This is a genomic window from Elioraea thermophila (ex Habib et al. 2022), assembly GCF_003336755.1.
Lineage (GTDB): Bacteria > Pseudomonadota > Alphaproteobacteria > Acetobacterales > Acetobacteraceae > Elioraea > Elioraea thermophila.
Map to the genome: position 1 here is coordinate 224,680 of NZ_QMDI01000002.1, position 26,907 is coordinate 251,586.

24 protein-coding genes are annotated in these 26,907 nt (G+C 69.7%); 5 read left to right on the forward strand and 19 right to left on the reverse strand.

Annotated features, from left to right (window positions below):
- Positions 1 to 163 precede the first annotated feature (163 nt).
- Complete coding sequence (locus DWB05_RS02875) at positions 164 to 1,138, reverse strand: tyrosine-type recombinase/integrase (RefSeq protein WP_232818366.1); 975 nt, start codon at positions 1,136 to 1,138, stop codon at positions 164 to 166.
- A 62-nt stretch (positions 1,139 to 1,200) separates the two neighbouring features.
- Between DWB05_RS02875 and DWB05_RS02880 the strand changes: the two genes are divergently transcribed.
- The 4 genes from DWB05_RS02880 to DWB05_RS02895 are packed head-to-tail and all read left to right on the forward strand — an operon-like array spanning position 1,201 to position 6,166.
- Positions 1,201 to 1,743, forward strand: coding sequence for a hypothetical protein (locus tag DWB05_RS02880; protein WP_114374849.1), 543 nt, complete (start codon positions 1,201 to 1,203; stop codon positions 1,741 to 1,743).
- Between the two features lie 2 nt (positions 1,744 to 1,745).
- Entirely contained in the window at positions 1,746 to 4,439 is a 2,694-nt protein-coding gene (locus DWB05_RS02885; RefSeq protein ID WP_114374851.1) for a hypothetical protein, read from the forward strand.
- A gap of 9 nt (positions 4,440 to 4,448) precedes the next feature.
- A complete protein-coding gene (locus DWB05_RS02890; RefSeq protein ID WP_114374853.1) occupies positions 4,449 to 5,846 on the forward strand; it encodes a hypothetical protein in 1,398 nt (465 codons plus the stop codon).
- The gene (locus DWB05_RS02895) at positions 5,843 to 6,166 is read left to right on the forward strand and encodes a hypothetical protein (protein ID WP_157967050.1); all 324 of its coding nucleotides are present in this window, start codon (positions 5,843 to 5,845) and stop codon (positions 6,164 to 6,166) included. The genes DWB05_RS02890 and DWB05_RS02895 overlap by 4 nt, the downstream gene beginning before the upstream one ends.
- 336 nt (positions 6,167 to 6,502) lie before the next feature.
- Here the strand turns inward: DWB05_RS02895 and ettA are convergent, their stop codons facing one another.
- The 15 genes from ettA to DWB05_RS02970 all read right to left on the reverse strand — a co-directional run bounded on the left by ettA (position 6,503) and on the right by DWB05_RS02970 (position 22,720).
- The gene (ettA, locus tag DWB05_RS02900; RefSeq protein WP_114374857.1) at positions 6,503 to 8,185 is read right to left on the reverse strand and encodes an energy-dependent translational throttle protein EttA; all 1,683 of its coding nucleotides are present in this window, start codon (positions 8,183 to 8,185) and stop codon (positions 6,503 to 6,505) included.
- A 94-nt stretch (positions 8,186 to 8,279) separates the two neighbouring features.
- Complete coding sequence (locus DWB05_RS02905) at positions 8,280 to 9,656, reverse strand: FAD-binding oxidoreductase (protein ID WP_114374859.1); 1,377 nt, start codon at positions 9,654 to 9,656, stop codon at positions 8,280 to 8,282.
- Entirely contained in the window at positions 9,653 to 11,020 is a 1,368-nt protein-coding gene (locus DWB05_RS02910) for an FAD-binding oxidoreductase (protein ID WP_232818367.1), read from the reverse strand. The genes DWB05_RS02905 and DWB05_RS02910 overlap by 4 nt, the downstream gene beginning before the upstream one ends.
- Positions 11,013 to 11,816 (reverse strand): creatininase family protein, encoded by an 804-nt coding sequence (locus DWB05_RS02915; protein ID WP_114374863.1) that lies wholly within the window; start codon positions 11,814 to 11,816, stop codon positions 11,013 to 11,015. Before DWB05_RS02915 ends, DWB05_RS02910 begins: the two co-directional genes overlap by 8 nt.
- Before the next feature lie 4 nt (positions 11,817 to 11,820).
- The gene (locus DWB05_RS02920; protein ID WP_114374865.1) at positions 11,821 to 12,606 is read right to left on the reverse strand and encodes an ABC transporter permease; all 786 of its coding nucleotides are present in this window, start codon (positions 12,604 to 12,606) and stop codon (positions 11,821 to 11,823) included.
- Positions 12,607 to 12,618: 12 nt separating this feature from the next.
- A complete protein-coding gene (locus DWB05_RS02925) occupies positions 12,619 to 13,410 on the reverse strand; it encodes an ABC transporter ATP-binding protein (protein ID WP_114374867.1) in 792 nt (263 codons plus the stop codon).
- Positions 13,407 to 14,420 carry an ABC transporter substrate-binding protein gene (locus tag DWB05_RS02930; protein ID WP_114374870.1) on the reverse strand — a complete coding sequence of 338 codons (1,014 nt, stop codon included), beginning with the start codon at positions 14,418 to 14,420 and terminating at the stop codon, positions 13,407 to 13,409. The genes DWB05_RS02925 and DWB05_RS02930 overlap by 4 nt, the downstream gene beginning before the upstream one ends.
- A 185-nt stretch (positions 14,421 to 14,605) precedes the next feature.
- Complete coding sequence (locus DWB05_RS02935; protein WP_114374872.1) at positions 14,606 to 15,301, reverse strand: ABC transporter ATP-binding protein; 696 nt, start codon at positions 15,299 to 15,301, stop codon at positions 14,606 to 14,608.
- Positions 15,298 to 16,548 carry an ABC transporter permease gene (locus DWB05_RS02940; protein ID WP_114374874.1) on the reverse strand — a complete coding sequence of 417 codons (1,251 nt, stop codon included), beginning with the start codon at positions 16,546 to 16,548 and terminating at the stop codon, positions 15,298 to 15,300. Before DWB05_RS02940 ends, DWB05_RS02935 begins: the two co-directional genes overlap by 4 nt.
- 6 nt (positions 16,549 to 16,554) lie before the next feature.
- Positions 16,555 to 17,568, reverse strand: coding sequence for an efflux RND transporter periplasmic adaptor subunit (locus DWB05_RS02945; protein WP_114374876.1), 1,014 nt, complete (start codon positions 17,566 to 17,568; stop codon positions 16,555 to 16,557).
- Positions 17,569 to 17,658: 90 nt separating this feature from the next.
- The gene (locus DWB05_RS02950) at positions 17,659 to 18,819 is read right to left on the reverse strand and encodes a TFIIB-type zinc ribbon-containing protein (RefSeq protein WP_157967051.1); all 1,161 of its coding nucleotides are present in this window, start codon (positions 18,817 to 18,819) and stop codon (positions 17,659 to 17,661) included.
- Complete coding sequence (locus DWB05_RS02955) at positions 18,779 to 19,906, reverse strand: SPFH domain-containing protein (RefSeq protein ID WP_114374881.1); 1,128 nt, start codon at positions 19,904 to 19,906, stop codon at positions 18,779 to 18,781. The genes DWB05_RS02950 and DWB05_RS02955 overlap by 41 nt, the downstream gene beginning before the upstream one ends.
- 4 nt (positions 19,907 to 19,910) lie before the next feature.
- Positions 19,911 to 21,053, reverse strand: coding sequence for a toxic anion resistance protein (locus tag DWB05_RS02960; protein ID WP_114374883.1), 1,143 nt, complete (start codon positions 21,051 to 21,053; stop codon positions 19,911 to 19,913).
- Between the two features lie 22 nt (positions 21,054 to 21,075).
- Positions 21,076 to 21,915: a 5-bromo-4-chloroindolyl phosphate hydrolysis family protein gene (locus DWB05_RS02965; protein WP_114374885.1), complete on the reverse strand. Its 840-nt coding sequence runs from the start codon at positions 21,913 to 21,915 to the stop codon at positions 21,076 to 21,078.
- 235 nt (positions 21,916 to 22,150) lie between these two features.
- Entirely contained in the window at positions 22,151 to 22,720 is a 570-nt protein-coding gene (locus tag DWB05_RS02970) for a hypothetical protein (protein WP_114374887.1), read from the reverse strand.
- Positions 22,721 to 23,056: 336 nt separating this feature from the next.
- On the opposite strand from DWB05_RS02970, the gene DWB05_RS02975 reads away from it, so the two are divergent.
- Positions 23,057 to 23,455 (forward strand): c-type cytochrome, encoded by a 399-nt coding sequence (locus DWB05_RS02975; protein WP_114374889.1) that lies wholly within the window; start codon positions 23,057 to 23,059, stop codon positions 23,453 to 23,455.
- 88 nt (positions 23,456 to 23,543) lie between these two features.
- Here the strand turns inward: DWB05_RS02975 and DWB05_RS02980 are convergent, their stop codons facing one another.
- Genes DWB05_RS02980 through DWB05_RS02990 form a run of 3 tightly spaced genes read right to left on the reverse strand, consistent with a single transcriptional unit; the run spans position 23,544 to position 26,864 of the window.
- Positions 23,544 to 24,410 (reverse strand): ABC transporter permease, encoded by an 867-nt coding sequence (locus tag DWB05_RS02980; RefSeq protein WP_114374891.1) that lies wholly within the window; start codon positions 24,408 to 24,410, stop codon positions 23,544 to 23,546.
- A complete protein-coding gene (locus tag DWB05_RS02985; protein ID WP_114374893.1) occupies positions 24,407 to 25,354 on the reverse strand; it encodes an ABC transporter permease in 948 nt (315 codons plus the stop codon). Before DWB05_RS02985 ends, DWB05_RS02980 begins: the two co-directional genes overlap by 4 nt.
- Before the next feature lie 4 nt (positions 25,355 to 25,358).
- Entirely contained in the window at positions 25,359 to 26,864 is a 1,506-nt protein-coding gene (locus DWB05_RS02990) for an ABC transporter substrate-binding protein (RefSeq protein ID WP_114374895.1), read from the reverse strand.
- Positions 26,865 to 26,907 lie beyond the last annotated feature (43 nt).

A 26,907-nucleotide genomic window follows, 5' to 3' on the forward strand; every position in this document is an offset into this window, starting at 1 on the left:
CATCTTCCAACTTTTACCGAGAACACAACGAAACCGCACCGAAACCGGCCGCGCAACGAAAAACCCTTCCGAACCGAAGCCGAACCGTTCCCGTCCCGACGCAACCGCGCCACGGCCGGTCGCCTGTCACAACGCCGACACCACAACCAACGCGGGCACAACCTCAGCCCAAGCCTTCAGCCTCAAGCCGCGCCTTGAACGCCCGCACCACCGCCTTGCGCGTGCGAATGAGATAGTGTCGGTCGATCACCGCCTGCACGCTCTCCGGCGAATGACCCGTCACCCCCGCGATCGTGATCGCATCCAAACCGGCCTCGTGCAGCCGCGTGATGCAGGTGTGCCGAAGCTCCATGAACCACAGCCGCGCACACGCCGGCCGCTCCTTCGCTGCCTCGGCCCGCACCTCGGCGAAGGCACGCTTGAACGCGTCCTCCGTCCAGGGCCGGCCCGTGCGATCGTTGACCAACAGATGCGTGGGCGAAATCACCGCGCCGGGCCGCTCCGCCTCCGCCTTCAGCCGCGCCACCAAGTGCGGCACGACTGCCAAGGGCAGCTCGACCTGACGCCCGCGCTTCGACTGACGAAACCGTAACCACCCATCCGCCAGATCGGGCGGCGGCAAAGCGAGCAAGTCGCCCGGCCGTTGCCCCAGCCACTCGTTCAGCAGGATCGCGGTCGCCACCGAACGCAGGCCGAGCCGGTCGGCCGCCGCGACCATCACCCGAATGTCCTCGGCCTCCCACAGCTGCGACTGCCGCCGCTTGCGGTAGCTGAGCCCGGGCTTGGCCGCCGGGTTCACCGTCACGAACGGCTGCCCCGTGCCGCAGTCGAGAAACCGCCCGGCCTCGAGCAGAAGCCGCAACACCCGCACCGCGGCCGCAGCCTTGGCCGGCGTGGGCCGCCCGTCCGTCACCGCCAGGCGATCGTGGAACTTGCGCACGATCAGCCCGGTGATGGCGCGCACCGGCGCATCGCCGAGCCAGTGCGCAATCAGATCGAGCGCGCGCTGGTAGCTCGCCTGGGTCGAGCGTTCGAGGGCCCGCCAGTACTCGGAGGCCTGGTACGCGTCGATCAGCGCCGCCACCGTGCCGGGCATAGGGCGGCGGCGCGGCCGCGCACCCTCCGCCGCCGGGCGCACGCCGGCAACCGCCCTGCCCTTGCGCCAGGCATCGACCTCGGCGTTCCACCGCCGGCTATCGGGTGAGCCTCATCCTGGCCGACCTGCCGGCCGAACAAGCGGCGGCACGAGCGATCGACCGCTTCCGCACCACGGGCCGCTTCGTCGACCCCGACTACGTCCTTTCGGTTGCGGATGGGCCGAAACGCGCCTACATGGAGACGCGAGGGCTGGCCGATGAGCATGCGCACTATACGACCGACGGACCCCGCGGCAGCCCACCCCGCTTCCGCGACGGAAGCCGAGACCTCCTCGCCGATGTTCGACTGGATGCAGGATCCGGACGCGGCGCCGCAGACGCCGTGGGCGAGCAGGCTGGAGCCGGCGATCCGCGCCGCCGTGCAGCGGATCCTGGCACCGCGGCTGACGCCGCCGGCACAAGCCGAAGCGGAGACGACGCCGACCTCCTCGTCCTGACCGAGGCGGTTGACGAGCTTGCCCGGCTCGGGCGGCTCGACGAGACCGACCTCGCCACCATCCGCCAGGGCAACGACGCCGCCGCCAAGGCCGCCGCCATGGCGGATGCGCTCGATGCCGCGGCGGCCTGCATGCTGAGGGCGGCGTAACGGTGGCGGCACGGGACTGCATCGCCGCGATCCGCGCCGCCGGCCGCGGCCTTATCGACGACGCCGACGTCGAGGAGCTCGTCGAGCGCGTGCAGAAGCACATCGACCGCGTGCGGGCCGAGGGCCGCGCCGCACGGGCGGATGCGGAGATTCGCACCCGGGTGGCGAAGGATGCCGAGGCGTTGCGCCTCGAGCAGGCGCTGGCCCGCAAGCATGCTGCGCTGACCGTGCTCGCCCGCCAGCGCGTGCTCGATCAGATCGCGGTGTTCCGCGCCGCCGGGCTCGATCCGCGCAAGGCGGTGCTGGCCGTGCTGGAAGGCACGGCGCGCGGCGTGCCCGGCGCCCGCGCCTCCGTCGCCCAAGTGGTGGGCGCCTACCGGGCCGACTACCTCGGCGGCCTGTTCGCCAAGCTCGACGCCCTTGGCCCGCGCGTGATCGCCGCGCTGCGCGATGGGGCCGGTTTCCAGGACGCCGTGGTGCGGGAGATGCGCGCGCTCGGCCGCGGCGGGCAGGTCCAAGGCCCGCCGGTGACGGGCAATGAGCTCGCGCAGAAGGTCGCCGTGGTCTTCGCTGAAGCGGCTGATCGCGCGCGGCAGGACCTCAATCGCCTCGGCGGCATGGTGGGCGAGCTGGAAGGCTGGAGCCCGCAGGCGCACGACCGCGCCCGCATCGCCCGAGCCGGGCGCGAGGCCTGGATCGACTTCCTTCTTCCTCGCCTCGACCTTGAGCGCAGCTTTCCCGACGCGGCAGGCGACGAGCGCGCGGTGCGCGGCATCCTCGCTGAGATGTTCGACAGCATCACCGCGAATGTCGACCGCCTGGCCCCCGAGCGCGACCAGGCGACGGCCGCCAGCCGGGTGACACCGACGCCCAACCTTGCACGGAGCCTCGCGCGGTCGCGCGTGCTGCACTTCAAGGACGCCACCGCCTGGCTGCAGTACCGCGAGCAGTTCGCGTCCGGCCACGTGTTCGACGCGATGATCAAGCACCTCGAGCGCGCCGCACGGATGGCAGGGCAGATGGAGGTGCTCGGGCCCAACCCGACCTACACCCTGCAGACGGCGCTCGACCGGCTGCGCCTCGACATCCGCAACGACCCCGCCATCCCGGCCGAGAAGAAGGCGGCCTTGGCGCGCGCGCTCACCCTCGATCGCGGCGACATCCGTTCCGCCTATGCCGAGATGCAGGGGCTCACCTTCGGCGTCGGCGGATCGCAGACGGTGGCCGAAATCGCCTCCGAGCTGCGCGCCTGGCAGGGCGTGGTGAAACTCGCCGGCGCGTTCCTCTCCTCCGCCTTCACCGATCCTTGGATCAGCATCGCCAACAGCCGCTTCCTCGGCCGCACCTGGGGCGAGGCGATCGCGGGGCATGTGCGCGACTTCCTCGGCAGCGCGACCGACCGCGACGCCAAGCGCCTCGCCTACAAGCTCGGCGCCGGGTTCGACACGCTCGCGCAACGCATCACCACGAGCTACTTCGTGCACGACGGCCAGCCCGGCGTGATGCAGCGCCTGCTGAATTGGACCATGCGCTACCAGGGCCTCTCATGGTTCACCGACCATCTGCGCAGCGTGCACTCCCGCCTGCTTGCCGAGGACCTGGCCGAGGCCGCCGCCGAGTTCCGCCGGGGCGGCTGGAACGGCGTGCACGAGCGCATGCGGCACGCGCTCACCCTGCACGGCATCGGGCCGCGCGAGTGGGCGGTGATCAGCAAGGCCGCAGTGCCGGTGGAAGCCGGCCGACGCGTGCTCACCCCGGACGCGGTAGCCGCGCTGCCCGATGCCGCGATCGCGCCGGCCATCGCGGAGAAGCTCGCGCGGGCGGAAAAAGCAGCGGCGCAGCGGGCGCGGCGGCTCGTGCTCGAACAGGCCGGAGTGACGCGCCAGACGGCGACAGCGGAGCAAATCGCGGAGGCGGAGCGCGCCGGGCGCGAGGCGGCGGCAGCGACGCGCGCTAGGCTGATCGGCGAGGAACGGCGGCGGCTGCAGCTGCTCGTCCTCGGCATGGTGTACGACGAGGGCCGTGCCTTCAGCGTGATCGAGCCGAACGCGCAGATCCGACGGCTGATGCTGCAGGGCACCGAACGCGGCACCTGGGCCGGCGAGATCATGCGGTTTCTTGCCGCGTTCAAATCCTGGCCGGTGGGGTTCACCGTCGGCCCGCTTGCTCGCCAGTGGCACGGCGGGCCAAGCCAGCGTTCCGCCGGCATCGGCAACATCGCCATGCTGATCGCGGGGCTGGCCGTCGGCGGCTACGCGGCGATGACGGCGAAGGACTTCGTTCGCGGTTACGGGCCGCGTGATCCGACCAGGCGCGAGACGATCCTCGCCGCCATGCTGCAATCGGGCGGGCTCGGCATCTACGGCGACTTCCTGTTCGCCGAGACCAGCCGGTTCGGCGCCGGCGCGCTGGGCACGCTGGCCGGCCCGGTGGTGAGCGAAGCCGGGGCGCTGATCGACCTCTTCCAGCGGGCGCGCGACGGCGAAGCCAAGGCGGCCGAGGCGCTGAACTGGGCGCTGCGCAACACACCCTTCATCAACCTCTGGTATGTGCGGCCGGCACTCGATTGGCTGATCCTGAACGAGCTGCGCGAAGCGGCCTCGCCTGGCTTCCTCGCCCGCCAGCAGCGGCAGCGCTACCGCGACTACGGCCAGGCCCCGCTGCCTTGGCTGGGCGAGAAACTGGACGTGTTCTAGGAGGCGCCCATGACGGCAAGCGTGCCGCCCTCCGCGCGGCGCAACCAGTATGTGGCAACGGCAGGGCAGACGGAGTTCCCGTTCACCTTCCTCGTCTACGCGGCGGAGGATTTGGCGGTGGAACGCCGCCGCCACACGACCGTGACGGCGCTCGTGGCCGGGGTGGATTTCGCCGTCTCCGGCCTCGGCGTACCGACGGGCGGAATGGTGGTGTTGGTGGACGCCGCGCAAGCCGGCGACGTGATCACCATCTCGTCGCGGCAGGTGTCGGCGCGAACGACGGCATACACGCCCTCGGGACCCTTCCCGGCCGAGGCGCTGAACCGTGAACTCAACCGGCTGTGGATCGCCATCCAGCAGCTCGAGCAGGAGCTTGCGCGGCAGATCCGGCCCCCGCTCTCCGACCCTGCGGGGCTGAGCTATGCGCTGCCGCTCGCGTCACAGCGCGCTGGCCGGCTGCTGGCCTTCGATGCTGAAGGCCAACCAGTGGTGGCGACGGGCGCCTCCATCGAGGGGGTGTCGGTGTCCGCCTACGGCGCCGAGCTGATCGGGTCGGCCGACGCGGCGGCGGCGCGCGGGCGGCTCGAGGTGGCACCGAGCACGGCCGTAGTCCTGCGCGACGGCAGCCAAGCGATGACGGGCCGGCTTCATATCGCGCCGGGCGCAGAGGGCGGGCTCGCGTTCGCCGGCGATGCTGATACGGGGATGGTGCAGACGTCCGCTGACGTGGTTGAACTGCGCACCGGCGGTTCACCGAAGCTGACGTTGTGGAACACCGGCCTGCAGGCGCACGAGCCGCTCAGCGTGCCTGCGGCAACGGCACATCACCACGCGATGCGATGGGGTCAGCGCGAGGCTGAAGTCTTCCACATCGCGACGATCAGCGAACCGGTGCAGGCGGTGATCGTGCCGCTGCCGCCGGTGCCCTATGCCGTGGCCGTGGAGTGGCACGACATCCGTCTTGCTCCTGCAGTCACGCTGGCAGGCAACCGTTTCTTCGGCTGCGATTACTCGACCGACGGCGGTGCGTCGTGGGTCACGCATGGGTGGTCGCGGCAATACTCCAACTGGTTCAACAGCCACGGCGGGTCGGCCTGGAACACGAACGAAATCGCCTGGGCGCTCACACACGTGACGAACTACGATGGTCGCGCCCAGAGCTCCGGCACCTTGTGGCTGTCGCGCCTGTCATCGACCGACGTGCGCAACAGCGGCCACTATGTGTCGACAGCGACGTTCATCGACACCAGTAGCCCCAACACGATCGGTGGGCACGGCATCGTCGGCCCGCATCCTGTGCCGCACCCGACCGAGCCTCCCATTACGCACCTGCGGTTCAGGTGGCGCGGCAACCTGACGATGGTGTCCGGCGTGGTCCGCGTTCTGGCGAAGAGGCTCGGTGCATGACTGTGCGGGTGCTCGGCCCCGATGGGCGGGTGGAGGAGCTGCCGGACGGTGCCCTGCCGTCTGGCGAAGGCGGTGCGGTCGCGCGATGGAAGGTGCGCCGCAGCACGCTGGTCGAGCGCATGACGGACGACGAGCTGGCGGCGCTCGAGACGCTGATCGCAGCGCTGCCGCTGCGCGACCGTGAGTTGTGGCGGGCGGTGTCTTACGTTTGGTCGGACGATGCGCGAGTACTGGGCGTGGCGGCCACGCTCGGGTGGTCGGAGGAGAGGGTGGCGGAGCTGCTGGCGGTCGATCCGGGCGCGGAATTGTTGCCCGATTGAGAGCTAGAGGGTGTCTTTCAACTTCGCGTGCTGAGGCGGGAGTCGTGCTTGCGTGCGAATTGGCGTAAGCCCTTGACCTGGCTCGACTTCACCCGCTCTGAAAATCACGGTGTCGGTGGTTCGATTCCGCCCCTGGGCACCACGGCGTGACGCTCTCCGTGCGCTGACCCGACGATCGGAACGCGGCAACTGACCTGACGCGCGCAAGCGTCTCGTGGCGGTCGAGCTCGGTTCACACCTGCCGCGCCGAAGCCAACGAAGAACCGAGGCTATCCCACGACCCGTCGGCGTTCGCGACGCCTGGATCGCCGCGTCGGTGGCGCCGGCCTTTTCCGCTCAGACCCTGACCAGCGGCTTGTACTTGATTCGGTGCGGATCGGTGGCGTGCTCGCCGAGGCGACGGCGCTTGTCCTCCTCGTACATCTGGAAGTTGCCCTCGAACCACTCGACGTGGCTGTCGCCCTCGAAGGCGAGGATGTGGGTGCAGAGACGGTCGAGAAACCAGCGGTCGTGGCTGATCACAACCGCGCAGCCGGCGAAGTCCATCAGCGCCTCCTCGAGCGCGCGCAGCGTGTCGACGTCGAGGTCGTTGGTCGGCTCGTCGAGCAGGATCACGTTCGCGCCCGACTTCAGCATCTTCGCCAGATGCACCCGGTTGCGCTCGCCGCCCGACAGGATGCCGACCTTCTTCTGCTGATCCGGCCCCTTGAAGTTGAAGGCGCCGACATAGGCGCGCGACTGCACCGCGCGCTTGCCGAGATAAATGACCTCCTCGCCGCCCGAGATTTCCTCCCACACGGTCTTGTTCGGATCGAGCGTGTCGCGGGATTGGTCGACGTAGCCGAGCTTCACCGTCTCGCCGATGCGCAAGGTGCCGCTGTCCGGCTTCTCGGTGCCGATGATCATGCGGAACAGCGTGGTCTTGCCGGCACCGTTCGGCCCGATGACGCCGACGATGCCGCCCGGCGGCAGCTTGAAGGAAAGGTCGTCGATCAGCAGCCGATCGCCGTAGCCCTTGCTGATGTGCTCGGCCTCGATGACCACGCTGCCGAGCCGCGGCCCCGGCGGAATGACGATCTCCGCCACGCCCGTGGCCTTCTCGTTCTGCTGCGCCAGCATCTCCTCGTAGCGCTGGATGCGGGCCTTGTTCTTGGCCTGGCGCGCCTTCGGGCTTGCCGCAATCCACTCGCGCTCCGCCGCCAGCGCCCGCATGCGCGCGGTCTCCTCCTTCTCCTCCTGCTCGAGGCGCTTGCGCTTCTGCTCGAGCCACGAGGAGTAGTTCCCCTCATAGGGGTAGGCGCGGCCGCGCTCGATCTCGAGGATCCAGCCCGTCACGTTGTCGAGGAAATAGCGGTCGTGGGTGACGACGATCACCGTGCCGGGATAGTCGCGCAGCGTCTTCTCGAGCCAGGCGACACTTTCGGCGTCGAGGTGGTTGGTCGGTTCGTCGAGCAGCAGGAGGTCGGGCTTCTCGAGCAGGAGCTTGCAGAGCGCGACGCGCCGCCTCTCGCCGCCCGAAAGGTGCGTCACCGGGCTGTCGGCCGGCGGGCAGCGCAGCGCATCCAGCGCGATGTCGATCTGGCGGTCGATTTCCCAGCCGTTGGCGGCGTCGATCTTCTCCTGCAGCTCGGCCTGCTCGGCTAGCAGTGCGTTCATCTCCTCGTCGGAGAGCGGTTCGGCGAACTTGGCGGAGATTTCATTGAACCGCTCGAGGGCGGCGACGATGTCGCCCAGCGCAGCCTTGACGTTCTCGCCGACGGTCTTGGTCGGGTCGAGCTGTGGCTCCTGCGGCAGGTAGCCGACGCGCACGCCTTCCGCCGCCCAGGCCTCGCCACCGTAGTCCTTGTCGAGGCCGGCCATGATCTTGAGCAGCGTGGATTTGCCCGCACCATTGACGCCGAGCACGCCGATTTTCGCCCCCGGCAGGAAGGACAGGGTGATTCCCTTGAACACCTCACGCCCGCCCGGATAGGACTTGGTGAGGTTCTTCATCACGAAAACGTATTGATAGGACGGCATGGGGCGTGGTCGTTCCCGTTCGGTTCGCGGCCGCTTCTAGCCCGGAGCGCGCGCGAGCGGCAACTCTGCCCCCACCGGCGGAGCGCGCCCCGCCTTACGCGGTCTCGTAGAGGTGAACGCTCTGCGTGGGCCGCCAGTCCGGGTTCTCCCAGGCCAGCATCTTGCCCGGATTGAGCAAGCCAAGGGGGTCGGCCTCGCGCTTGAAGGCGAGCTGCACGTGGTCGACCTTCTTCATCCCCCCCTCCTCGAGCGTGTAGGCGTGGGGGTTGAAGATCGGGCAACCGGCCTGCTCGTGGATGGCGATGATTTCGGCGAGCCGCTCCTCGGTGGTGAAGCGCACCAGCTGCAGGCCGAAGCACGTCACCTTGCCACCGAACTTCACGAACTCGAGATGCATCGGCACCTCGTCGCCGAAGCGGGCCTCCATCTCCGCCACCTTCGCCAGATGCTGAGGCGGGGGAAACAGTGTTTGCAGGTAGGTGACGGTCTTGTCCGTCTTCAGCACCTGAAGCGTCGTGTGGTTCCAGGAGTGCTCGTAGAGCGGCACTTCCGCCGCCTCGGTCGGTTCCCGGTGCACGAGCTCGCCGCCATGGGCGGTGATGAACGGCAGGGCATGCTCGAGGAAGGGCTCCGCAACCATCAGCAGCGCCACCGCGCGCCCCTCCGGGATCTTGCCGTCGAGCGCCTTGAAGTGCGCCTGCGGCACGCCGGCGGCGATGATCGAGACGAGCTTCTTCGGGATGCCGTCCTGGCGGGTGAAGGCATCGCCGAAGCGGGCGGCGTCCATCAGCGTGGGAAAGGCGGCGACGAGGTCGATCCACTCCCAGGCCGGAGCGAGCGGCATCTCCACCTCGGTGATCACGCCGTTCGTCCCGTACGCATGGTTCGCCTTCTGGATGTCGGGCCCGCGCAGTTCGATCACGCGCGGGGTCTCCTCCATGGTGAGCAGGCGAAGACCCAGGATGTTGCCGGGCTCGCGCAGGATGCCCCAGGTGCAGGAGCCGATCCCAGAGGAGCCGCCGGCGATGAAGCCGCCGATGGTGGCGGTGCGCCGGGTGGAGGGATGGAAGCGGAGCTCGCCGCCCACGGCGGCGCGCGTGTGCGCGTCGATGTCGATCAGCTTCGCGCCGGCCTCCGTCCGCACCACACCGGGCTTGGCCCAGAGGATGCGATCGAGCGCCGAGAGGTCGAGCACGATGCCGCCCCGGATCGGCATCGCCTGTCCGTAGTTGCCGGTGCCGGCACCGCGCGGCGTGACCGGAACGCGATGGCGAAAGGCGGCGGCGAGAACGCGCGCCACTTCGGCCTCAGTCTTCGGCATCACCACCGCCTCGCCGGCGACGGCATTCAGTTGGCGCTTCAGCACCGGCGAATACCAGAAGAAGTCGCGGCTCTTCTGCCGCACCAGCGCGCGGTCGGTTTCCACCGCGATGCCGTCGAGTTCGGCAAGCAAAGCCGCGACCCCGCTCATCCTGCCACCTCATCCTCGCTCACCGGCACGTAGCTCGTCATCTTGCCCGGGTTGAGAAGGCCCCACGGGTCGACACGGCGCTTGAAGGCGAGACGATCCGCCGCGACGAGCTTCCAGCGCGCCCCCTCCTCCAGCGTGTAGACATGCGGATTGGCGACCTGAATGCCCATCGCCTCGCAGGTGGCGATCATCTCGGCCAGCCTCTCGGCCCCCTGCCAGCGCACCACCGGCAGCGCGCTCATCGTCACCCGGCCCGAGAAGCGGCCCACCTCCGTGTGCAGCCATGCCTCGCCGGCGAAGCGGTCGCGAAAGGCGGCCAGGCTCTCGAGCAGCCGATCGGGCGGAAAGAGGAGTTGAAGATAGGTCACGCCCTTGGCGCGCTTCAGCACATGCAGCGTGGTGTGGTTCCAGGCGTATTCGTAGAACGGCGTGCGGTCGTGGTGCTGCTCGGCGGCGATCGTCTCCTGTTCGGCGACGATGGTGCCGTCATGCTCGTCAGCCAGATCGCGCGTGGCAGCGAGACCTGACGGTGAGACCATCGCCAGCACGAGCGGCCGCCCCTCGGGCACGACCTCCTCCAATCCCTTGAAGTACGACGGGAGCGGCCAGTCGATGACCGAGCAGAGCTTCTTCGCGATCCCGTCCGCCAGCCCGAAGGCAGCCGCGAAACGGGCGGCGCGATCGAAATCGGGGAAGGCGATGGCGAGGTCGCGCCAGGCGACGGCGGGGGCGAGCGGAATGCGCACGCGGGTGATGATGCCCGTGGTGCCGAAGGCGTGGTTCGCCTGTGCGGCCTCCCTTCCCTCCAGCGCGATCAGGCGCGGGCTCGCTTCGGCGGTGGCGATGGTGACCCCGGCCAGATTGCCCCGCTCGCGCAACGTTCCCCACGCGATCCCCCCCACGCCGGCACCGCCGCCGGCGACGAACCCGCCGATGGTCGCCATCCGCTTGGTCGACGGCCAGAGGCGGAGCTCCCAGCCGAGCCCTCTCGCCCAGGCATCGATCTGCAGCAGCGTCGCCCCGGCCTCCACTTCGGCGATGCCGTTCTCGAGCGCGAGCATGCGGTCCATGCCGGTGAGGTCGAGGATCGCCCCACCAGCGACCGGCACCGCCTGGCCGTAATTGCCGGTGCCGCCGCCGCGCGGTGTGACGGGAACACGGTGGCGCACGCAGGCGCCCAGCGCCGCCAACACCTCGTCCTCGGCCCGCGGGCGAATGACGAGATCGCCCCGCCGGCCCTCGAGTTCGGCCTTCAGGATCGGGCTGAACCAGAAGAAGTCGCGGCTCTTCAGCCGAACCACCACGGGGTCGGTTTCGGTCTCGATCCCGCCGAGATCGGCCAAAAGAGCGTCGAGATCAGGCACCGACCTGCTCCGCCAGGAAGGCATCGACGTCGATCGCGGCCATCTCCGCGATCAGCCGTGCCACCGCTTCACCGGCCCGGCGCAGGATCTCGCGACCCAGTGTTTCGGAGGCTGCCGAAGCGTCGCCGACCGCGCCGGCCGGATTGAGGTCCTGCGCCTGCCAGCCGAAGGCGACCGCCCCGCCGCGGCGAAGGGCGACGAGATTGTCCCAGGCCGCGGTGGCATTGAGAAAAGGACGCACCCGATCCCGGCGCACGCGCTGCGGCGCAAGCGCGAGCATCAGCGACGTCTCCACTTGGCCCGCGTGGATGCCGAAGCGGAGCTCGTCGGCGGCGACGAGGTCATCGAGGCGAATGAGCCGGTTCCACATCGCGGTCGCCGCGAACATGCGGTGGGCGATGCGCAACCTCCGGCAGACGATCTCGGCGATCTGCGGCTGCCCGCCATGCGAGTTGAGCAGGAGAAGACGCCGGACGCCGGCCGCGGCGACGGAGGCGCCGATGTCCTCCCAGGCGGCAAGCGCGGTCTCGGGGCGAAGCGTCAACGAGCCCGGGAACCGCCCGTGTTCCACCGAAACGCCGACGGCCTGGGTCGGCAGGACGAGGCACTCGACGTCAGCCGGGATCGCACCCATCGCCGCCGCGACCACGCCCTCGTTGATCGTGGTGTCGACCGAGACGGTGAGGTGCGGCCCGTGCTGCTCCGTCGCCGCAATGGGCAGCACCGCCACCGTGCGCGCCTGGTCGAGGGCGGCGAACTCCGGCCAAGTGAGGTCGTGCCAGAAGCGCGCGGGCATTCCTTCAGTGCCCCGTCGCGTAGGCCGCCTGGTCCATGCCGCGTGTCGCCCAGCCCGTCATCCGCCGCTCAAGCCCGGCGAAGATCGCATACATCGTGATGCCCATCGCGGCGACGACGACGAGGGCGGCGAAGACGAGCGGGATCTGAAAGCGCGACGAGGCCTGCAACATGAGGTATCCAACCCCTTCGTTCGACCCCACGGTCTCGCTGATGATGGACCCGACGAAGGCGAGCGTGATCGCGACCTTGAGCGAGGCGAAGAAGTACGGGGCGGCGCGCGGCAGGCCAACCTTGCGCAGGATGTCGAACTTCGAGGCGCCGAGACTGCGCAGCACGTCGCGCAACTCGGGCTCCAGGGTGGCGATCCCCGTGGCGACATTGACCACGATCGGGAAGAAGCTGATCAGAAAGGCGGTGATGACGGCGGGCACCGTGCCGATGCCGAACCAGATGATCAGCACCGGCACGATCGCCACCTTCGGGATGGAGTTGAAGCCGACCAGAACCGGGAACACCGCCTTGTAGGCGACCTGCGAGGCGCCGATCGCCGCCCCGAGCGCCACACCGCCGATGACGGAGAAGCCGAAGCCGATCAGCGTCGTCATCAGCGTGTGCAGCGAGTGCTGGGAAATGGGCCCGGCGAACTGCACGAGGGTGGCGAACACCTCGGTCGGTGCGGGAAGCACGAAGGAGGGCAGGCGGGCAGCGATCACCACCCCTTCCCACAGCGCGAACAGCGCGAGCACGACGAACCAGGGGCCGAGCGCTTCCTGCCAGCGACGCGACACGGAGGCTTCTCCTCAGGCGGCGACGCGCGCTTGCGCGATGCGCGCGCGCAGGTGATGGACGAGATCAACGAAATGCGGTTCGAAGGTCGTCTCCAGCGTGCGCGGGCGCGGGATGTCGATCGTCTTCGTCTCGATCACCCGACCGGGCCGCGCGCTCATCACGTGCACGGTGTCCGCGAGATAGACGGCCTCGCGCAGGTCGTGCGTGACCAGCATGCAGGTGAAGCGGCGCTGCAGCCAGAGGTCCTGCAACACCGCCCACAACTCCTCGCGGGTGAAGGCATCGAGCGCCGCGAAGGGCTCATCGAGCATCAGGAGGTCCGGCTCGTGGATCAGCGCGCGGCAGAGGCTCGCGCGCTGCTGCATGCCGCCCGAGAGCTGCCACGGATAACGCTCCTCGAACCCCTTCAGCCCCACGGTGGCGAGCAAGGCCTTGGCACGGGCGACATGCTTCTCGCGATCGCGCCGGAAGGTCGCCTTGTAGGGCTGCACGATCTCGAGCGGCAGCAGCACATTGTCGAGCGTGGTGCGCCAAGGCAGCAGGGTGGGGTTCTGAAACGCCATGCCGACGATCTTCAGCGGGCCCGCCACCTCGCGCCCGGCGACGACGACATTGCCCTTCGAAGCCGGAGCAAGACCGGTGACGAGCTTCATCAGCGTGGACTTGCCGCAGCCCGAAGGCCCGACCACGGCGGCGAACTCGCCGCGTGCGATCGAGAGGTCGAGCTTGTCGACGGCGAGCGTGCCGCCGCCATAGGTGAGGCTGACGTTGTCGAGCTCGACGAACTTCAGTTCGGCTCTCACGGAACCACCCTCAGGTCGGCGGCGGGAGGCAGGAACTTCGGGTCATAGACCTCCTCTGCCTTCATCTCGCGCGCGATGCCGAAAGCGCCGCGCGCGATGTCGATCGAGCGCTGCAGACGCGCCATGTCCACCGCGCCGAAGCCGTTGGCGAGCACGTGCGGGGTGAAGGTCAGTTCGGTGAAGCCGAGGATCATGCGTTCCTTCTCCACCGCAGGGTCGATCAGCGGATCGCGCCGACGAAGGGCGGCGATGGCGGCATCCGGGTCTCGCCGCGCCTCGTTCTGGCCGCGCACGATGGCGCGGATCAGCCCCGTCACCGCACGCGGGTTCGCTTCCGCCCAACGCCGCGTCGTCAACAGGCTCGTCGAATAGAGATCCACCCCGAACTCGCTGTACTTGAAGGTGACGATGTCCTCGGCGCGCGCGCCACCCGCCTTCAGCGACAGGATGCCCGAAGTGATGAAGCCAGTGATCGCATTCGCCTGTCGCTGCAGGAGCATGGACTCGCGGAGCTGCGGGCTGACCGTCAGCCAGCGCACGGAAGCGGGGTCGATGCCCACCGCGCGCGCGAAGGCAGGAAAGAGCTGCCGCCCCGCATCCACCTCGGGCGCGGCAAGGGTCTTGCCGGCAAGATCCTGCGGCCGAGTGATCCCCTCCCGACGCAGCGTCATCACCGCCAGCGCCGTCGCGTCGTAGATGATGAAGGGCGAAAAGATGTCGAGCTCGGGACGCTCGAGCTTCATCCGGATGGTGGGGTTGAGGTCGGCGATGCCGACGTCGTAGGTCCCGGCGAGGATCTTGATCGGCACGTCGCCCGAGCCGAAGCCGCGGTCCATCGTCACGTTCAGCCCCTCGTCGCGGAAGAAGCCGCGCTCGAGGGCAAGCAGGAAGGGCGCCTGCGGGCCCTGGAACGCCCAGTCCAGGCTGAAGCGTACATCGGTCGCCCGCACGGGCGCACCGAAGAGCGTAAAGACGCAAGCGATCAACGCTGCGATGCGGAACCGACGCATCCCCGTCTCCCCTCTCCTCCTCCACGCATGGGCGAGATGACGTGTCGCGGGCGGCCGCGCAAGGCCGCTCGAGGGCCGCGAGGCAAGCGGCGTGCCGCCTGCGACGCGGCGAGTCGCACCGCGCTTCCCCGCCCTCGCCCTGCCTAGCGCCTCTCCACCTGCCCAAAGCGAAGGCAGAAGTGGCCTCAGGCCACCGCGGCGGCGCTGTCGTAGGTGATACGCCCGTCCACCAGGCGAACCTGGCGCGTCGCCCGGGCGGCCAGCTCCTGATCGTGCGTCACCACCACCACGCTCCGCCCTCCCGAACCGACCAGGGCGGCGAAGATGTCGAACACGGCGGAGGCGTTCTTCGTGTCCAGGTTCCCGGTCGGTTCGTCGGCCAGGATCACCGCCGGGTCGTTGGCGAGCGCCCGCGCGATCGCCACCCGCTGGCGCATGCCGCCCGAGAGCTGCTCCGGGTATTTCCCCGCCGCGTCGGCAAGGCCCAGCGCCTCCAGCAGCGCCTTCGCCCGCGTCTGTTGCTCGCGCTCCGACAGGCGACCCAGCCGGCGCATCGGGATCAGCACGTTGTCGAGCGTCGTGAACTCCGGCAGCAGGAAGTGGAACTGGAAGACGAAGCCCAAGCGGGCGAGCCGTGCCGCGGCCAGCGCGTCATCGCTCATCCGCGCCGTGTCCTTGCCCTCGAGCAGGATCCTGCCCTCGGTCGGTCGATCGAGCAGGCCGAGGAGGTAGAGGAGCGAGGACTTGCCTGAGCCCGACGGCCCGGTGACGGCGACGAACTCGCCGGGGCGAACGGCGAGCGAGACCTCCCGCACCAAGGCGACCGGCTGGGGGCCGGGCAGGATGCGGGAGACGTTCTCGGCGGCGATCAGCGCGGTCATGCCGCGCCGCGCACGATCTCGACCGGGTTGAGGCGCGAGGCCTTCCGGGCGGGCACGAAGGCCGCCACCATCGCGGCGGCAAGGGCGAAGCCGCCGCCGGCGAGATAGGTCCAGGCCTCGCGGGCGAGGATGAAGCCCTCCCGCCCGCGCAACGGCCCCCCAGCGGACTGGAAGCGGATCTGGGCCAGCACTTCGATCAACCCATACCCCACGGCCCAGCCGACGACCGCCCCCGCCAGCCCGACGATCGCCCCCTCGAGGAGGAAAATCGCCTGGATGTCGCCAGCCCGGAAACCGAGCGACTTCAGGATCGCGATGTCGCGCGCCTTCTCGTGCACCACCTGCGAAATGATGGTGTAGATGCCGAAGGCGGCGACGAGCAGGATCGCGCCGACGACGGAAAACATGATCGCGTTCTGGATGACGAACAGCGCGAGCACGTTGCGGTTGCTCTCCTCCCAGCTCTCCGTGCGGTAGCCGAACACCGCCTCGAGCCGGCGCGCCAGCGGTTCGGCCTGGCGCACGTCATCGAGCCGGATGCGGATCTGGTTGATCACGTTCGGCCGATCGAGGATCACCTGGGCGAGGCGAAGCAGCACGTACGCCTCGCGCTCATCGAGCGCGGTCACACCCGTCTCGATCAGCCCGACGATGCGGAAACTGGTCGTCACCCCGGAAGGCGCGACCGCGATCACCGTGTCGCCGACCGAGGCACCGAGGCGTTGCGCCACGCCGATGCCGACGATGACACCGTTCGCGGTCGCGCGCAGGTCCTCGAGGCGCCCGGCCGTCATGTCCTTCTCGATATTGGTCACCCGTCGTTCCCGCACCGGATCGATGCCGGCGAGGCTCACCGCGACGTCGCGCGCGCCGTATCGGAACAGCACCGGGCCGCGCAGCACGGGAGCGACCGCCACGCCCCGGATCGCCTCGATCGCCTCGATCTTCGCGCCCGCCTCGCGGATGCCGCGCACCGCCTCGCGCGGGCGCACGCCGCGCACCGCGACCGCCCCGCCCGCGAAGGCGAGCTCTGCCGGCTGCAGGTCGGGCGAGCGGAACTCGTCCTTCATCACCACGTGGGGTGCGACGTCGATCACCTGCTGCACGAAGTAGGTCTGAAAGCCGCGCATCAAGGCGGCGATGGCGATGAAGAAGCCGACACCGAGTGCGACTCCGAGCAGCGAGACGATCGTCTGGCGCTTGCGCCGCCTCAGGTGCCCGAGCGCGATGGCCAGCGTGAGCGACATCTGGCGTCAGCGTGCCGCGGCACCGGAGGGAAGACGGATGCGCGCGCCGTCGGCCAGTTTTGCTGGCGGGTCGCGCACCACGCGCTGCCCCTCCTCCACCCCGGACTTCACCGCGGTGCGGAGAGGGCCCCGTACGCCGAGTTCCACCGGCACGCGCCGCACCGTCGCCCCGTCGACCACGAACAGCGTGCCGTCGCGCAGCGCGGAGGTGGGTACGAGCAGGGCTTGGGGGTCGGCCTGCAGGATGATGTTCGCCTCCACCGTCATGCCCACCATCAAAGGCGTGTCGTCGGGCAGAGCGATGCGCACGCGATAGACCTTCAGCCTGGGGTCGCCCTTGGGCGTAATGTCGGCCACGGTGCCGTCCAGGGTGCGGCCGGGAAAGGCATCGGCCTTCAGAAGCGCCTTCAACCCGGGTGTGACGCGGGGGATGTCCTCCTCGTCGACCTCCGCCGTGACGCGCAGAGGGCGCGCCTCGCCGACCCAGAACACCGTTGTCGTCGTGTCCACCACCTCGCCGATCTCGCCGTCGCGGCGCAGCACCACGCCGGCGATGGGCGAACGCAGCACGTAATCGTCGAGGCGGCGGCGGGCGGCCTCGACGATCGCCTCCGCCGCCCTCGCTTCGCTCTCGGCCCGATCGAGGGCGGCGCGGGCGACGATCTCGCGCGACGCGAGCGCCCTCAACCGCCCCGCCTCCTCGCGCAGGAAGGCCGCGCGCGCCTCGGCCTCCTGCACCTGCGCACGGGCCACGGTATCGTCGAGCCGGGCGAGCACCTCGCCCCGCTCGACCCGATCGCCTTCCTGGGCCCCGAGCCACACGAGGCGCCCCTTCACCACGGGACCGATGCGGGCCCAGACCACCGGTTCGACCGTGCCGGTGGCGTAGACCGCCTCAACGGCAGGCCCGCGGGAGACGGCTTCGGTCTCGACCAGAGGCGGACGGGAAATCCACCACCACCCGCCGGCGGCGGCACCCGCCAGGGAGATCACGATCGCGGTGCGCGAAAGAAGACCCATGAGCCCTCGTTACCACGCGGCTGCGACAGCGACTTGCGCTGACGCAAACCCGCCCATGCACGATGAGGGCAGGAGGCCACTCCCGATGCTTCAGCCTCCACCCGCGAAGTAGAGGGCGACGCCGGCCAGCGCCGCGGCGGCGAGCACGGCGGCAGCGATTTTCCATATGCTCCACGGCCGCTCGCCGTGTGCCTCTCCGGTCTGTCCGTTGACCACGAAGCGCCAGGTTCGCCCGCGGTAGCGATAGGCGGCGACCCAGAGCGGCAGCAGGACGTGCTTGAAGGTCGCCGCGCGCCAACGCGTGCGCATCGCCTCGATGCGCTGCGCGTCGCCGCCGATGTCGGCCCGGATGTCGGTCTCGATCACCGCGCGCATCACGGCTTGGGCTTCGGCGAAGCCGCGATCGAGCGGCACGTCGTAGAAGCCCGAGCGGAAGCCGGCCAGCCACTCGGCGGCGTAGGGGCGAAGGGACTGCGTGTTCCACCGCCCCGCCCGGCCGAGATCCGCAAGCGGCAAGGCGGCGGTGGCGGGAACCAGGACGTCGTCGAAGTGGCGCGCCACCCGGCCCGAGACGGGAGTCCAGTGCAGTTCGACCACGGGCCGCAGCTCGGTCACCACCCTTCCCTGCACCTCGCGCGTGACCGGCACGTGGCGGGTGACGCGCACGCCGCGCGCGCCGCGATACTCGGTCTCGGTGTCGCAGTCGTAGGTCCAGAACGGCAGGTAGAGGCCCTCGAGTCGCGCTTCGGCCTCCGCCTTGCGGCCGAGGTCGGAGGGGGCGAACCAGAGCCCCGCGAGCCAGGCCCTGAGGCGCTCCCGCGCCGTCTCGCGCGGGATGGCGAACGGCACCACGCCGTCGGGGCGAAAGAGACGCGCGCGCTCGGGCGAGGCGACGATGGCGCTGCCGCAGAACGGGCAGGATTGCGCCCCGGCCCGCTCGTCCGCCTCGAAGGAGGCGGCACAGGTCTCGCATTTCAGCACGCGCTGTTCGTCGCTGAGATGCTCGGCGGCGGCGCGCTCGAGGGCGGAGGCGAGGTCGCGCTCGACCACCACCTGCCACGGCGAGGGGACGATCGTCTGCTCGTGTCCGCAATAGGCGCAACGAACCGCGCTCGTACCCGGCGCGTAGGTGAGTTCCGCCCCGCAGGAGGAGCAGGCGAGGCGGGAGAGCCGCTCGCCCTCCTCCGCCGCGCCTCCGCCAGGCTCGGCGTCAGGCCCCGGGGAGCGGGGGCGGGTTCGGGACCAGGCCAAAGGCGAGTTCCGGCACGTCTCCCGCACGCACCCAGCCGGGCAGGCCTTCCCGCCAGACGAGGGTGTCACGGGTCAGATGCCCAGCGCGCGCCTCGGCTGCGAGGGCACTCTCCACGATCGGTCCGTGCGCAGTGCCGCCGTAGGCCAGGAACCACTGCCGCGGCGGGACGGGTGGCGGGGCGGCGGGCGGCGGCGGTGGCGCCGGTGGGGTGGCCTGAGCGGCGGCCCAGGGGTTGTGCGCCAGTGTGGCCGCGATCTGCTGGCCGAGCGCCACCCCCGCACCGAGCCCCACCCCGGCCCCAGCCGCACCGCCCGGGTTGGCGGCCGCCTTCGCCATCGCCTCCGCCGCCTGGAACTGGGCGTAGGCGCGGAGATCGCCGATCACGCCCATCTTCGTGCGCGTATCGAGGGCGGCCTCCACCTCGGGCGGCAGCGAGATGTTCTCGACCAAAAGCCGCGTCAGTTCGAGGCCGTACTGGGCGAAGTCGGGCTTCAACGCGTTGGTGAGATACTCGGACAGCGCTTGCTGGTTGGCGGCGAGGTCGAGCACCGGGATCGCGCCGGCACCGAGCGCGGTCGCGATCCGGGTGAGGATCATGTTGCGCAGCGCCTCCGAGATCTCGTCGGTGGTGAACCGCCCGTCGGTGCCGACGATCTCGCGCAGGAAGGTGGCTGGGTCGGCCACGCGCACCTCGTAGGTGCCGAAGCCGCGCAGCCGCACAGGGCCGAACTCGCGGTCGCGCAACATGATCGGGTTGCGCGTGCCCCACTTCAGGTTGGGAAAGCGCCGGGTGGCGACGAAGTAGACCTCGGCCTTGAACGGGCTTTCGAAGCCGTGCGGCCAGGACTGAAGCGTGGAGAGGATGGGGAGGTTCTTCGTCTCCAGGCGGTACATCCCTGGGGGGAAGATGTCGGCGATGCGGCCTTCGTTGACGAACACGGCCGTCTGCCCCTCGCGCACGGTGAGCTGCGCGCCGTACTTGATCTCGTTGCCCTGACGCGGGAAGCGCCAGCACATCGTGTCGCCGCTGTCGTCGGTCCAGGCAATGACGTCGACGAACTGGCCGCGGATCAGATCCCAGACCATCGCCTCAGCCCTTCGCCCCCGATCCTCCCGGCAGGGTGGCGCGGGCCTTGGCGGCGGCGAGCACCTGCTTCAGTTCGGTTTCGCACTGGATGAGCACCTTCTCCGCCTCCGCGCGTTTCTTCTTGCCTTCCTCGGCGATGGCGAGGCTCTCGTTGATGGTGGCGATCAGGTCCTCGTTCGCCTTCTTGATCGTTTCGATATCGAACACCCCACGCTCGAGCTGCTCGCGGATCTCCCTGTTCGCCTGGCGCAGGTTCTCGGCGTTCGCGCGCAGGAGGTCGTTGGTCAGGTCGGTCGCTTCCTTCAGCGTCTTGCCGGCCTCCTGACTGCGCGCGATGGTGACCGCCTGGGCGAGCTGCGTGCGCCAGAGCGGGACGGTATTGGCGATGGTCGAGGTGATCTTGCCGATCAGCGCCTTGTCGTTCTCCTGCACGAGGCGGATCGAGGGCAGGCTCTGCATCGCCACCTGCCGGGTGAGCCTGAGGTCGTGCACGCGCCGCTCGAGATCGTCTCGGCGCGCACGCAGGTCGCGCAGCTGCTGCGCCTTCAGCATCTCTCCCGAGGCCTGGACCTCGCGCTCGAGGGCGGGGATCGTCTCCTCGTCCAGCCGGCGCAGCGCCTCCTCGCCGGCCGCGATGTAGTCGGCGAGAGCGTGAAAGTACTCGAGGTTCGCCTGGTAGAGCCGATCGAGCGCGGCGATGTCGGTCATCAGCCTGGTCTTGTGCTCCTCGAGCCTGTCGGTGATGGCGTCGATCTGCCCGCGCACCTCCTCGTAGCGCTGCAGGATCCTCGCGATCGGTGACGCCGCACCGAACAGGCGGGAGAGGAAGCCGCCGCGTCTCACTTCCTCGACGTCGAAACCACGCAGCGTGGCCACCATCTCGGAGAGCGCGTTGCCGGCCGCGCCCGCGTCCTTCGTGCGCACTCCCTCGAGCATCTGGTCGGAGATCAGCGTCACCTGTTCCTGCGCCTTGGCGCCGAAGGTGAGGATCGCATTGCTGTCGTTGAGATCGAGCGTGGCCAGAGCCGCCTCGATGCGGGCGCGGCGATCGGGCGGGGCGTCGCGGTAGGAAATGAGGGCATCGCGCTCCACTTGCGTGGTCACGGGCGCGATCGCGATCGGGGTCGCGGAGGGCGTGTCGGTCATCCTCTGGCTCCTTCCCTGGAGGTCACATCACGCCTTCCTGCTTGAGGCGCTTGGTCAGGACCTCGATCTGCACGTCGAGATCGAGCGTGTCGTTCTCCAAGAGCTTGCCGTGCTGTTCGGCGAAGGCGCGTTCGAGCTCGTCGAGCAGCTGGCGGTAGCCGTCCTCGAGCGTGCCGGCTTGGTCGCCGGCGCGGGGGTGGGTGGCGAGGTATTTCGCCGTCACCCGCTCCGCCCCTTCGAGATAGACGGTGAGCGACTTGCGGGCGCGGCGGAGATCGCGCGGGTCACGCTCGATCTCGTCGACCACGGCGCGGGCCCAGCGCGCCACACGGTCGAGCCGCGTGCGGAACTCGGCCGAGGCGAGCTTGGCGGAGGCGGCCTCGAGGGAAGCGATGCACGCCTTGGCCTGCTCGATCAGCCGGCGTTCGTCGGCGGTGAACGGAGCGACACCCTCGGGCAGGGGCGGTTTCGCACCGGCCGGGTCGGTTCCGTACAGGAGTGCCACACCGGCGCCGGCGGCGAGCGCGAAGCCGGCCGAGAACAAGGGCGAATAGCCGCCCGCAAACATGGCAATGAGGAAGGCCGCCCCGCCGGTGAGGAGGGCGGCCGCGGTGAAGGGTTTCGGGAAGCCCTCCGGTGGCTTCTCCTGCTCGCGCGCCACGATCCCCCGACCGAGCAGCCAGGCGGCGAGCGCCACCAGGCCGAACGGCAGCGCCGTGCCGACCAGGAGGGCGCCATCGCCGCGAAACAGGGCGAACAGCGCGGCCAGCGGCAGCGGCCAGACGAAAAGGTACAGGAGGGCGGCCTTGAGCGGCGCGAACCGGGCCTGCTTCCTCGGAGGTGGGGGCGGCGGCGCGGTCATCGGAAGACGGCCGCCACGCTCATCGCCAAGGCGACGAGCGAGGGCACGCCGAGCCCCCCCATCAGCAAGACGAACCCGGCGAAACGCTGCACCCGCCGTTCCCCGCTGCAAATGCTGCGGGGTTATCCTCCGCCGCCAGCCCGGAAGGCAAGGGCGATGGCGCGCAAAGCAGGCCTCGGCAGGCGGCGCGCTCGCCCTTGCCCGTTCCGCTCCGGCTGCCGGGGCCGCCGGGGCGTCAGCCGCGGCGATCGAGGCGGGTGATGACGAGGTCGCGGTACGGCAGACGCAGCCCCGCGACGTGGCGATGCGTCGCCTTCAGCACCACGCCCGTTTCCGCATCCACCCAATAGGTGACTTCGGCGGCGAGCGGTACGGGGCCGCTCATGCGCATCGTCCGCTCAAGGCGGATGGCGCGGCGACGGCCTCCGGCGAGCACCACCTCCTCCTCGTCGCCACGCCGCCACGTCTCGTGCCAAGTGTCGGTCGCGACATGTTCGGAGAGCGAGACCTGGGTGCCGGGGGCGCCGGCGAGCAGCGCAGCGAGTGCTGCGCGCGCCTGGCCGATGTCCGGACCCGGCGGCGCCCACAGGCCGAACAGCAGTTTCACCTCCTGGTCGCCGCGGCGGATGACGCACAGCCCGGCCTCCGCATCGTCCTCCCCCAGGAATTCGAGGCGGGCGCCGTCATCGCGGATCGCGACCGTGCCCGGCGGGGGGCAGGGTTCGCGGGCAGCGAGCGCGGGAGCGGAGAGGGCTGCAATAAGGGAGAAGGATGCGGTCAAGACGGTGAACGCGTAGCGGAACATGCGACCCTCCAGTGTCTCGTGGACACGGCGCCGTCCGCCCTCGCCCGATCCGCCCCCGACTCGTGAACCCGGTCGGGTTCTGTCGGATCGTCGGCAACGGACACTATGCAAGATGCATGCGGATTTCAGAACAAAGGATGAACATCGTTCGTTCCCTGTGCGTCCGAAACTGACGCAGGCGGCGGGCCTCGCCAGCCAACCCGGCCGCTGCTCACGCAGGCGCGACCTCCGCCTTCACAAAAGCGAAGATTTGCCTATGCTGAGAACAACGCCGGGCAAGGGGAGACCGTCCACCACGTCTCGAAGGCCGGCGTGCACCGGATGAAGGGAGACGCCATGCGTTCTTATCTGCTCGCCGCCGCGTTCGCCGCCGGCACCATCGTTTCCGTCGCCACCCCCGCCGCCGCTTCGGGTGACCCGGCGGCTGGCCAGCGCGTGTTCAACCAGTGCCGCGCCTGCCACACCATCAATGAGGGCGGCCGGCACGGCGTGGGTCCCAACATCTGGGGCATCGTCGGCCAGCCTGCCGGCAAGCGCGAGGGCTTCCGCTATTCCGCGAAGATGCAGGAGCTTGCCGGTCAGGGCCTGACCTGGACCGAGGACAACCTCCGCAAGTATCTGACCAACCCGAGGGATGTCGTCCCCGGCGGCTCCATGGCCTTCGCCGGCATCCGCAACCCGCAGCAGCTCGAGGATCTGATCGCCTTCCTCCGCCAGAACGGCCCGCAGAGCTGAACTGCGCCGTAGAGGCACCAGGTCAGGCCGCATCCCTCGCCGGGGGTGCGGCCTTTCCTTTTCGTCTGACCGTCGTTGTGTGCCAGCCTCACCGCGCGAGGCGAGGGTCGAGCGCGTCGCGCAGCCCGTCGCCCACCAGATTGAAGGCGAAGACGACAAGGAAGATCGACACCCCGGGAAAGACGGCCATCCAGGGCGCCGTCTCCAGGAAGCGCTGCGCGGTGTTCAGCATGCTGCCCCAGGACGGGGCGGGCGGCTGCTGGCCAAGCCCGAGGAAGGAGAGGCTCGCTTCCGCAAGGATCGCGGAGGCCATGGTCAGCGTCGCCTGCACGAGGAGCGGTGGCAGGATATTCGGCAACACGTGCACACTGGCGGTGCGCCAAGGAGGGTTGCCGAGCGCGCGCGCCGCCTCGACGTAGGGCTGAGCGAGCACGCCGAGCGTCGCCCCCCGCGCCAGACGGACGAAGATCGGTGCGGCACTGATGCCGATGGCAAGCATCGCGTTCTCGAGCGCCGGCCCAAGGAAGGCCGCGAGCGCGATCGCCAGGATCAGGAACGGACAGGCCAGCATCGCATCAGCCGCGCGGCCGATCAGCGCGTCGACCCAGCCCCCACTCATGCCGGCCAGGATGCCGAGCGGCACGCCGAGCAGGAGCGCGATCACGACCGAAACGACGCCGGCGAGCAGGCTGGTGCGAGCCCCGAACAGCACGCGCGAGAACACGTCGCGCCCGTTCTCGTCGGTGCCGAACCAGTGCGTCGGCGACGGCGGGCGACGGATCGCCGTCCACGACGGACGAAGCGGGTCATGCGGCGCCAGCAGCGGTGCCGCGACGGCGCAGCAGACGAACACCGCCACAACGACGAGGCCGACGATGGCCGCGCGGTGGCGCAGGAACCGCCGCAGCGCTCGACGCCACGGCCCCTCGCCGTACCCTCCCCGCCCCTCCCTCATGCTGTGCGCAGCCGCGGGTCGATCACCGCATAGAGGAGGTCGGCGACGAGGTTGAGCACGACATAGAGCACGGCGGTGACCAGCACCACGCCCTGCACCATCGGATAGTCGCGGTTGAACACCGCATCGACGATCAGTTTGCCGAAGCCCGGAATGGTGAACACCTGTTCCGTCAGAACCGCACCGGAGAGCAGCGTGCCGAGTTCGAGCGCGCCGAGCGTGACCACCGGAATGAGGGCGTTGCGCAGCGCGTGTTTGGCGACCACGACGCGTTCGGCCAGACCCTTCGCCCGTGCCGTGCGCACATAGTCCTCGGCGAGAGCCTGCACCATCGCGCTGCGGGTGTGGCGCATGAACACCGCGGCGATCCCGGTGCCGAGCACGAAGGCCGGCATGACGGTGGTGGCGAGGCTCCGCCGCCAATCCTCCGCGAGGGGCACGTAGCCCGAGGGCGGAAGCCAGCCCAGGTGCACGCTGAACAGCAGGATCAGCATGATGCCGAGCCAGAAATTCGGCGTCGACAGCCCGGCGAGCGCGACGCCGTTGGCGATCCAGTCGGGTGCCCGATCCTTCCAGAGCGCGGAGGCGATGCCGGCCGGAATGCCGAGCAGGCAGGCGATGGCGAAGGCCATCAGCGCGAGCTGCACCGTCACCGGCAGCTTGGCGAGGATCACGGCGGCGACCGGCTCGCGGATCCGCCAGGAGAAGCCCAGATCACCGGCGAGGACGCGGCCGAGCCAGCGCAGGTACTGCTCGACCAGCGGTCGATCGAGGAAGAGTTCGGCCCGGATCTGCGCCAGCACCTGCGGGTCGCCGCGCTCCTCCCCGGCCAGGATCAGCGCCGGGTCGCCCGGCATCAGCAGCTGCAGGCCGAAGATCAGGATGGAGACGAACCACAGCGTGGGGATCGCCTGCCCCAATCGCGCGGCGATGAAACGCGCCATCGCCTCAGTTGGACAGCCTCAACCCCTGGACGCGGATCAGCCCGTCGGGCACCGGGACGAAACCCGACAGCCGTGCGGTGTGAGCCACGATGTTCTTGCGGTGCCAGAGATAGATCCGCCCCTGGTCCTCGAGCAGATAGTGCCGATACATCTGCTCATAGAGGGCGACGCGCTTCTCGACGTCGCTTTCCACCCGCGCCGCGTCGAGCAGCCGGTCGACCTCCGGATTGCTGTAGCGGCCATCGTTCTGCGGACCCCGGCTGTGCACGAAGGACCAGAGATTGCCGTCGGGGTCGGTCCGGCCCGACCAGGCGAGCAGATAGGCCTCGAAATCGCCGCGCGCCGCCGCCTGCAGCGAGGAGGCGAACTCCATGGCATTGATCTGCACCTCGAAGCCAGCTTCCGCCGTCATCGCCTGGATCACCTCGGCGACCTGACGCAGTTCCGGATTGTTCGGCACGGTCAGCACCACCCGCACGGGCGTGCGGACCCCCGCCTCGCGAAGCAGAGCGCGCGCCCGCGCCACATCGCGCTTCGGCACGGCGAGCGAACGGACGTGGAACGGCGAGGCGGGCGGCACGGCCTGTGCGGTCGGCGTGTTCTGGCCGCCGAACACGACCTGGTTGATCGTCTCGCGATCGAGTGCGAGGTCGAAGGCACGCCGCACCCGGGCATCGCGGCCGAGCGGCGTTTCGGAGCGCGGCCCGTGCGCGATGTTGAAGGTGATCCCCTGGTAGCCGAGCTCGTCGCTCATCGATACGCGAAGCCGCGGGTTGCGTTGCGCGGCCGGCACGTCGGTCGCGGCCAGCGTCTGCACGAGATCGAGCGCGCCGGCCTGCAGGTTGGCGAAGCGCACCGTATCGTCCGGGATCGGCAGGTAGATGATGCGCTGCAGGTGGATTTGGCCGGCATCCCAATAGTCGGGGAATCGATCGACCACGATGCGGTCCTGGGCGACGCGCTCGACGAATCGGAAGGGCCCCGCGCAGACCGGGCGCAGGCCGAACTGCGCGCCGGCCGCCTCGGCGGCCTTGGGCGAGACGATCATGCCGGCGCGATCGGTGAGCTGGGCGAGGAAGGGCGAGAACGGCGCGCTGAGGTGGATGCGCACGGTGAGCGGATCGACCACCTCGGCGCGCGTCATCGCGTTGATCTCGCCGCGGCGGAAACTGCCTTGCATGGTGAGATGCCGCGTCAGGCTGTAGACGACGGCCTGTGCGTCCATGGTCTCGCCGTCATGGAAGCGCACCCCCGGGCGGAGCGTGATGGTGAGCGTCTGCGCGTCGTCCCACACGTAGCGGGTGGCGAGCTGCGGCACGATCTCCAGCCGCTCGTTGATGTCGAACAGCTTGTCGCAGAGCGAGGCGAAGACGATGCGACCGACGAAGGTGCGCGCGAGCGTGGGGTCGAGGATGTCGGGATCCTCGCGCAGGCCGATGCGCAGGGTCTGCGCCTGGGCGGCTGATATGGCAAGGCCGGCGGCGAGCAGGGCGGTGAGAAAGCGGGTCATCGTGCGGCTCCCATGCGACGCGACATGCAAACCGTCCGCCACT

Bases quoted from the DNA above. Each gene is read 5' to 3' on its own strand.
- DWB05_RS02890 (WP_114374853.1), top strand. From the start codon at position 4,449: ATGACGGCAAGCGTGCCGCCCTCCGCGCGGCGCAACCAGTATGTGGCA.
- DWB05_RS02895 (WP_157967050.1), top strand. From the start codon at position 5,843: ATGACTGTGCGGGTGCTCGGCCCCGATGGGCGGGTGGAGGAGCTGCCG.
- ettA (WP_114374857.1), bottom strand. From the start codon at position 8,185: ATGCCGTCCTATCAATACGTTTTCGTGATGAAGAACCTCACCAAGTCC.
- DWB05_RS02905 (WP_114374859.1), bottom strand. From the start codon at position 9,656: ATGAGCGGGGTCGCGGCTTTGCTTGCCGAACTCGACGGCATCGCGGTG.
- DWB05_RS02915 (WP_114374863.1), bottom strand. From the start codon at position 11,816: ATGCCCGCGCGCTTCTGGCACGACCTCACTTGGCCGGAGTTCGCCGCC.
- DWB05_RS02930 (WP_114374870.1), bottom strand. From the start codon at position 14,420: ATGCGTCGGTTCCGCATCGCAGCGTTGATCGCTTGCGTCTTTACGCTC.
- DWB05_RS02935 (WP_114374872.1), bottom strand. From the start codon at position 15,301: ATGACCGCGCTGATCGCCGCCGAGAACGTCTCCCGCATCCTGCCCGGC.
- DWB05_RS02940 (WP_114374874.1), bottom strand. From the start codon at position 16,548: ATGTCGCTCACGCTGGCCATCGCGCTCGGGCACCTGAGGCGGCGCAAG.
- DWB05_RS02945 (WP_114374876.1), bottom strand. From the start codon at position 17,568: ATGGGTCTTCTTTCGCGCACCGCGATCGTGATCTCCCTGGCGGGTGCC.
- DWB05_RS02955 (WP_114374881.1), bottom strand. From the start codon at position 19,906: ATGGTCTGGGATCTGATCCGCGGCCAGTTCGTCGACGTCATTGCCTGG.
- DWB05_RS02960 (WP_114374883.1), bottom strand. From the start codon at position 21,053: ATGACCGACACGCCCTCCGCGACCCCGATCGCGATCGCGCCCGTGACC.
- DWB05_RS02965 (WP_114374885.1), bottom strand. From the start codon at position 21,915: ATGACCGCGCCGCCGCCCCCACCTCCGAGGAAGCAGGCCCGGTTCGCG.
- DWB05_RS02970 (WP_114374887.1), bottom strand. From the start codon at position 22,720: ATGTTCCGCTACGCGTTCACCGTCTTGACCGCATCCTTCTCCCTTATT.
- DWB05_RS02975 (WP_114374889.1), top strand. From the start codon at position 23,057: ATGCGTTCTTATCTGCTCGCCGCCGCGTTCGCCGCCGGCACCATCGTT.
- DWB05_RS02980 (WP_114374891.1), bottom strand. From the start codon at position 24,410: ATGAGGGAGGGGCGGGGAGGGTACGGCGAGGGGCCGTGGCGTCGAGCG.
- DWB05_RS02985 (WP_114374893.1), bottom strand. From the start codon at position 25,354: ATGGCGCGTTTCATCGCCGCGCGATTGGGGCAGGCGATCCCCACGCTG.
- DWB05_RS02990 (WP_114374895.1), bottom strand. From the start codon at position 26,864: ATGACCCGCTTTCTCACCGCCCTGCTCGCCGCCGGCCTTGCCATATCA.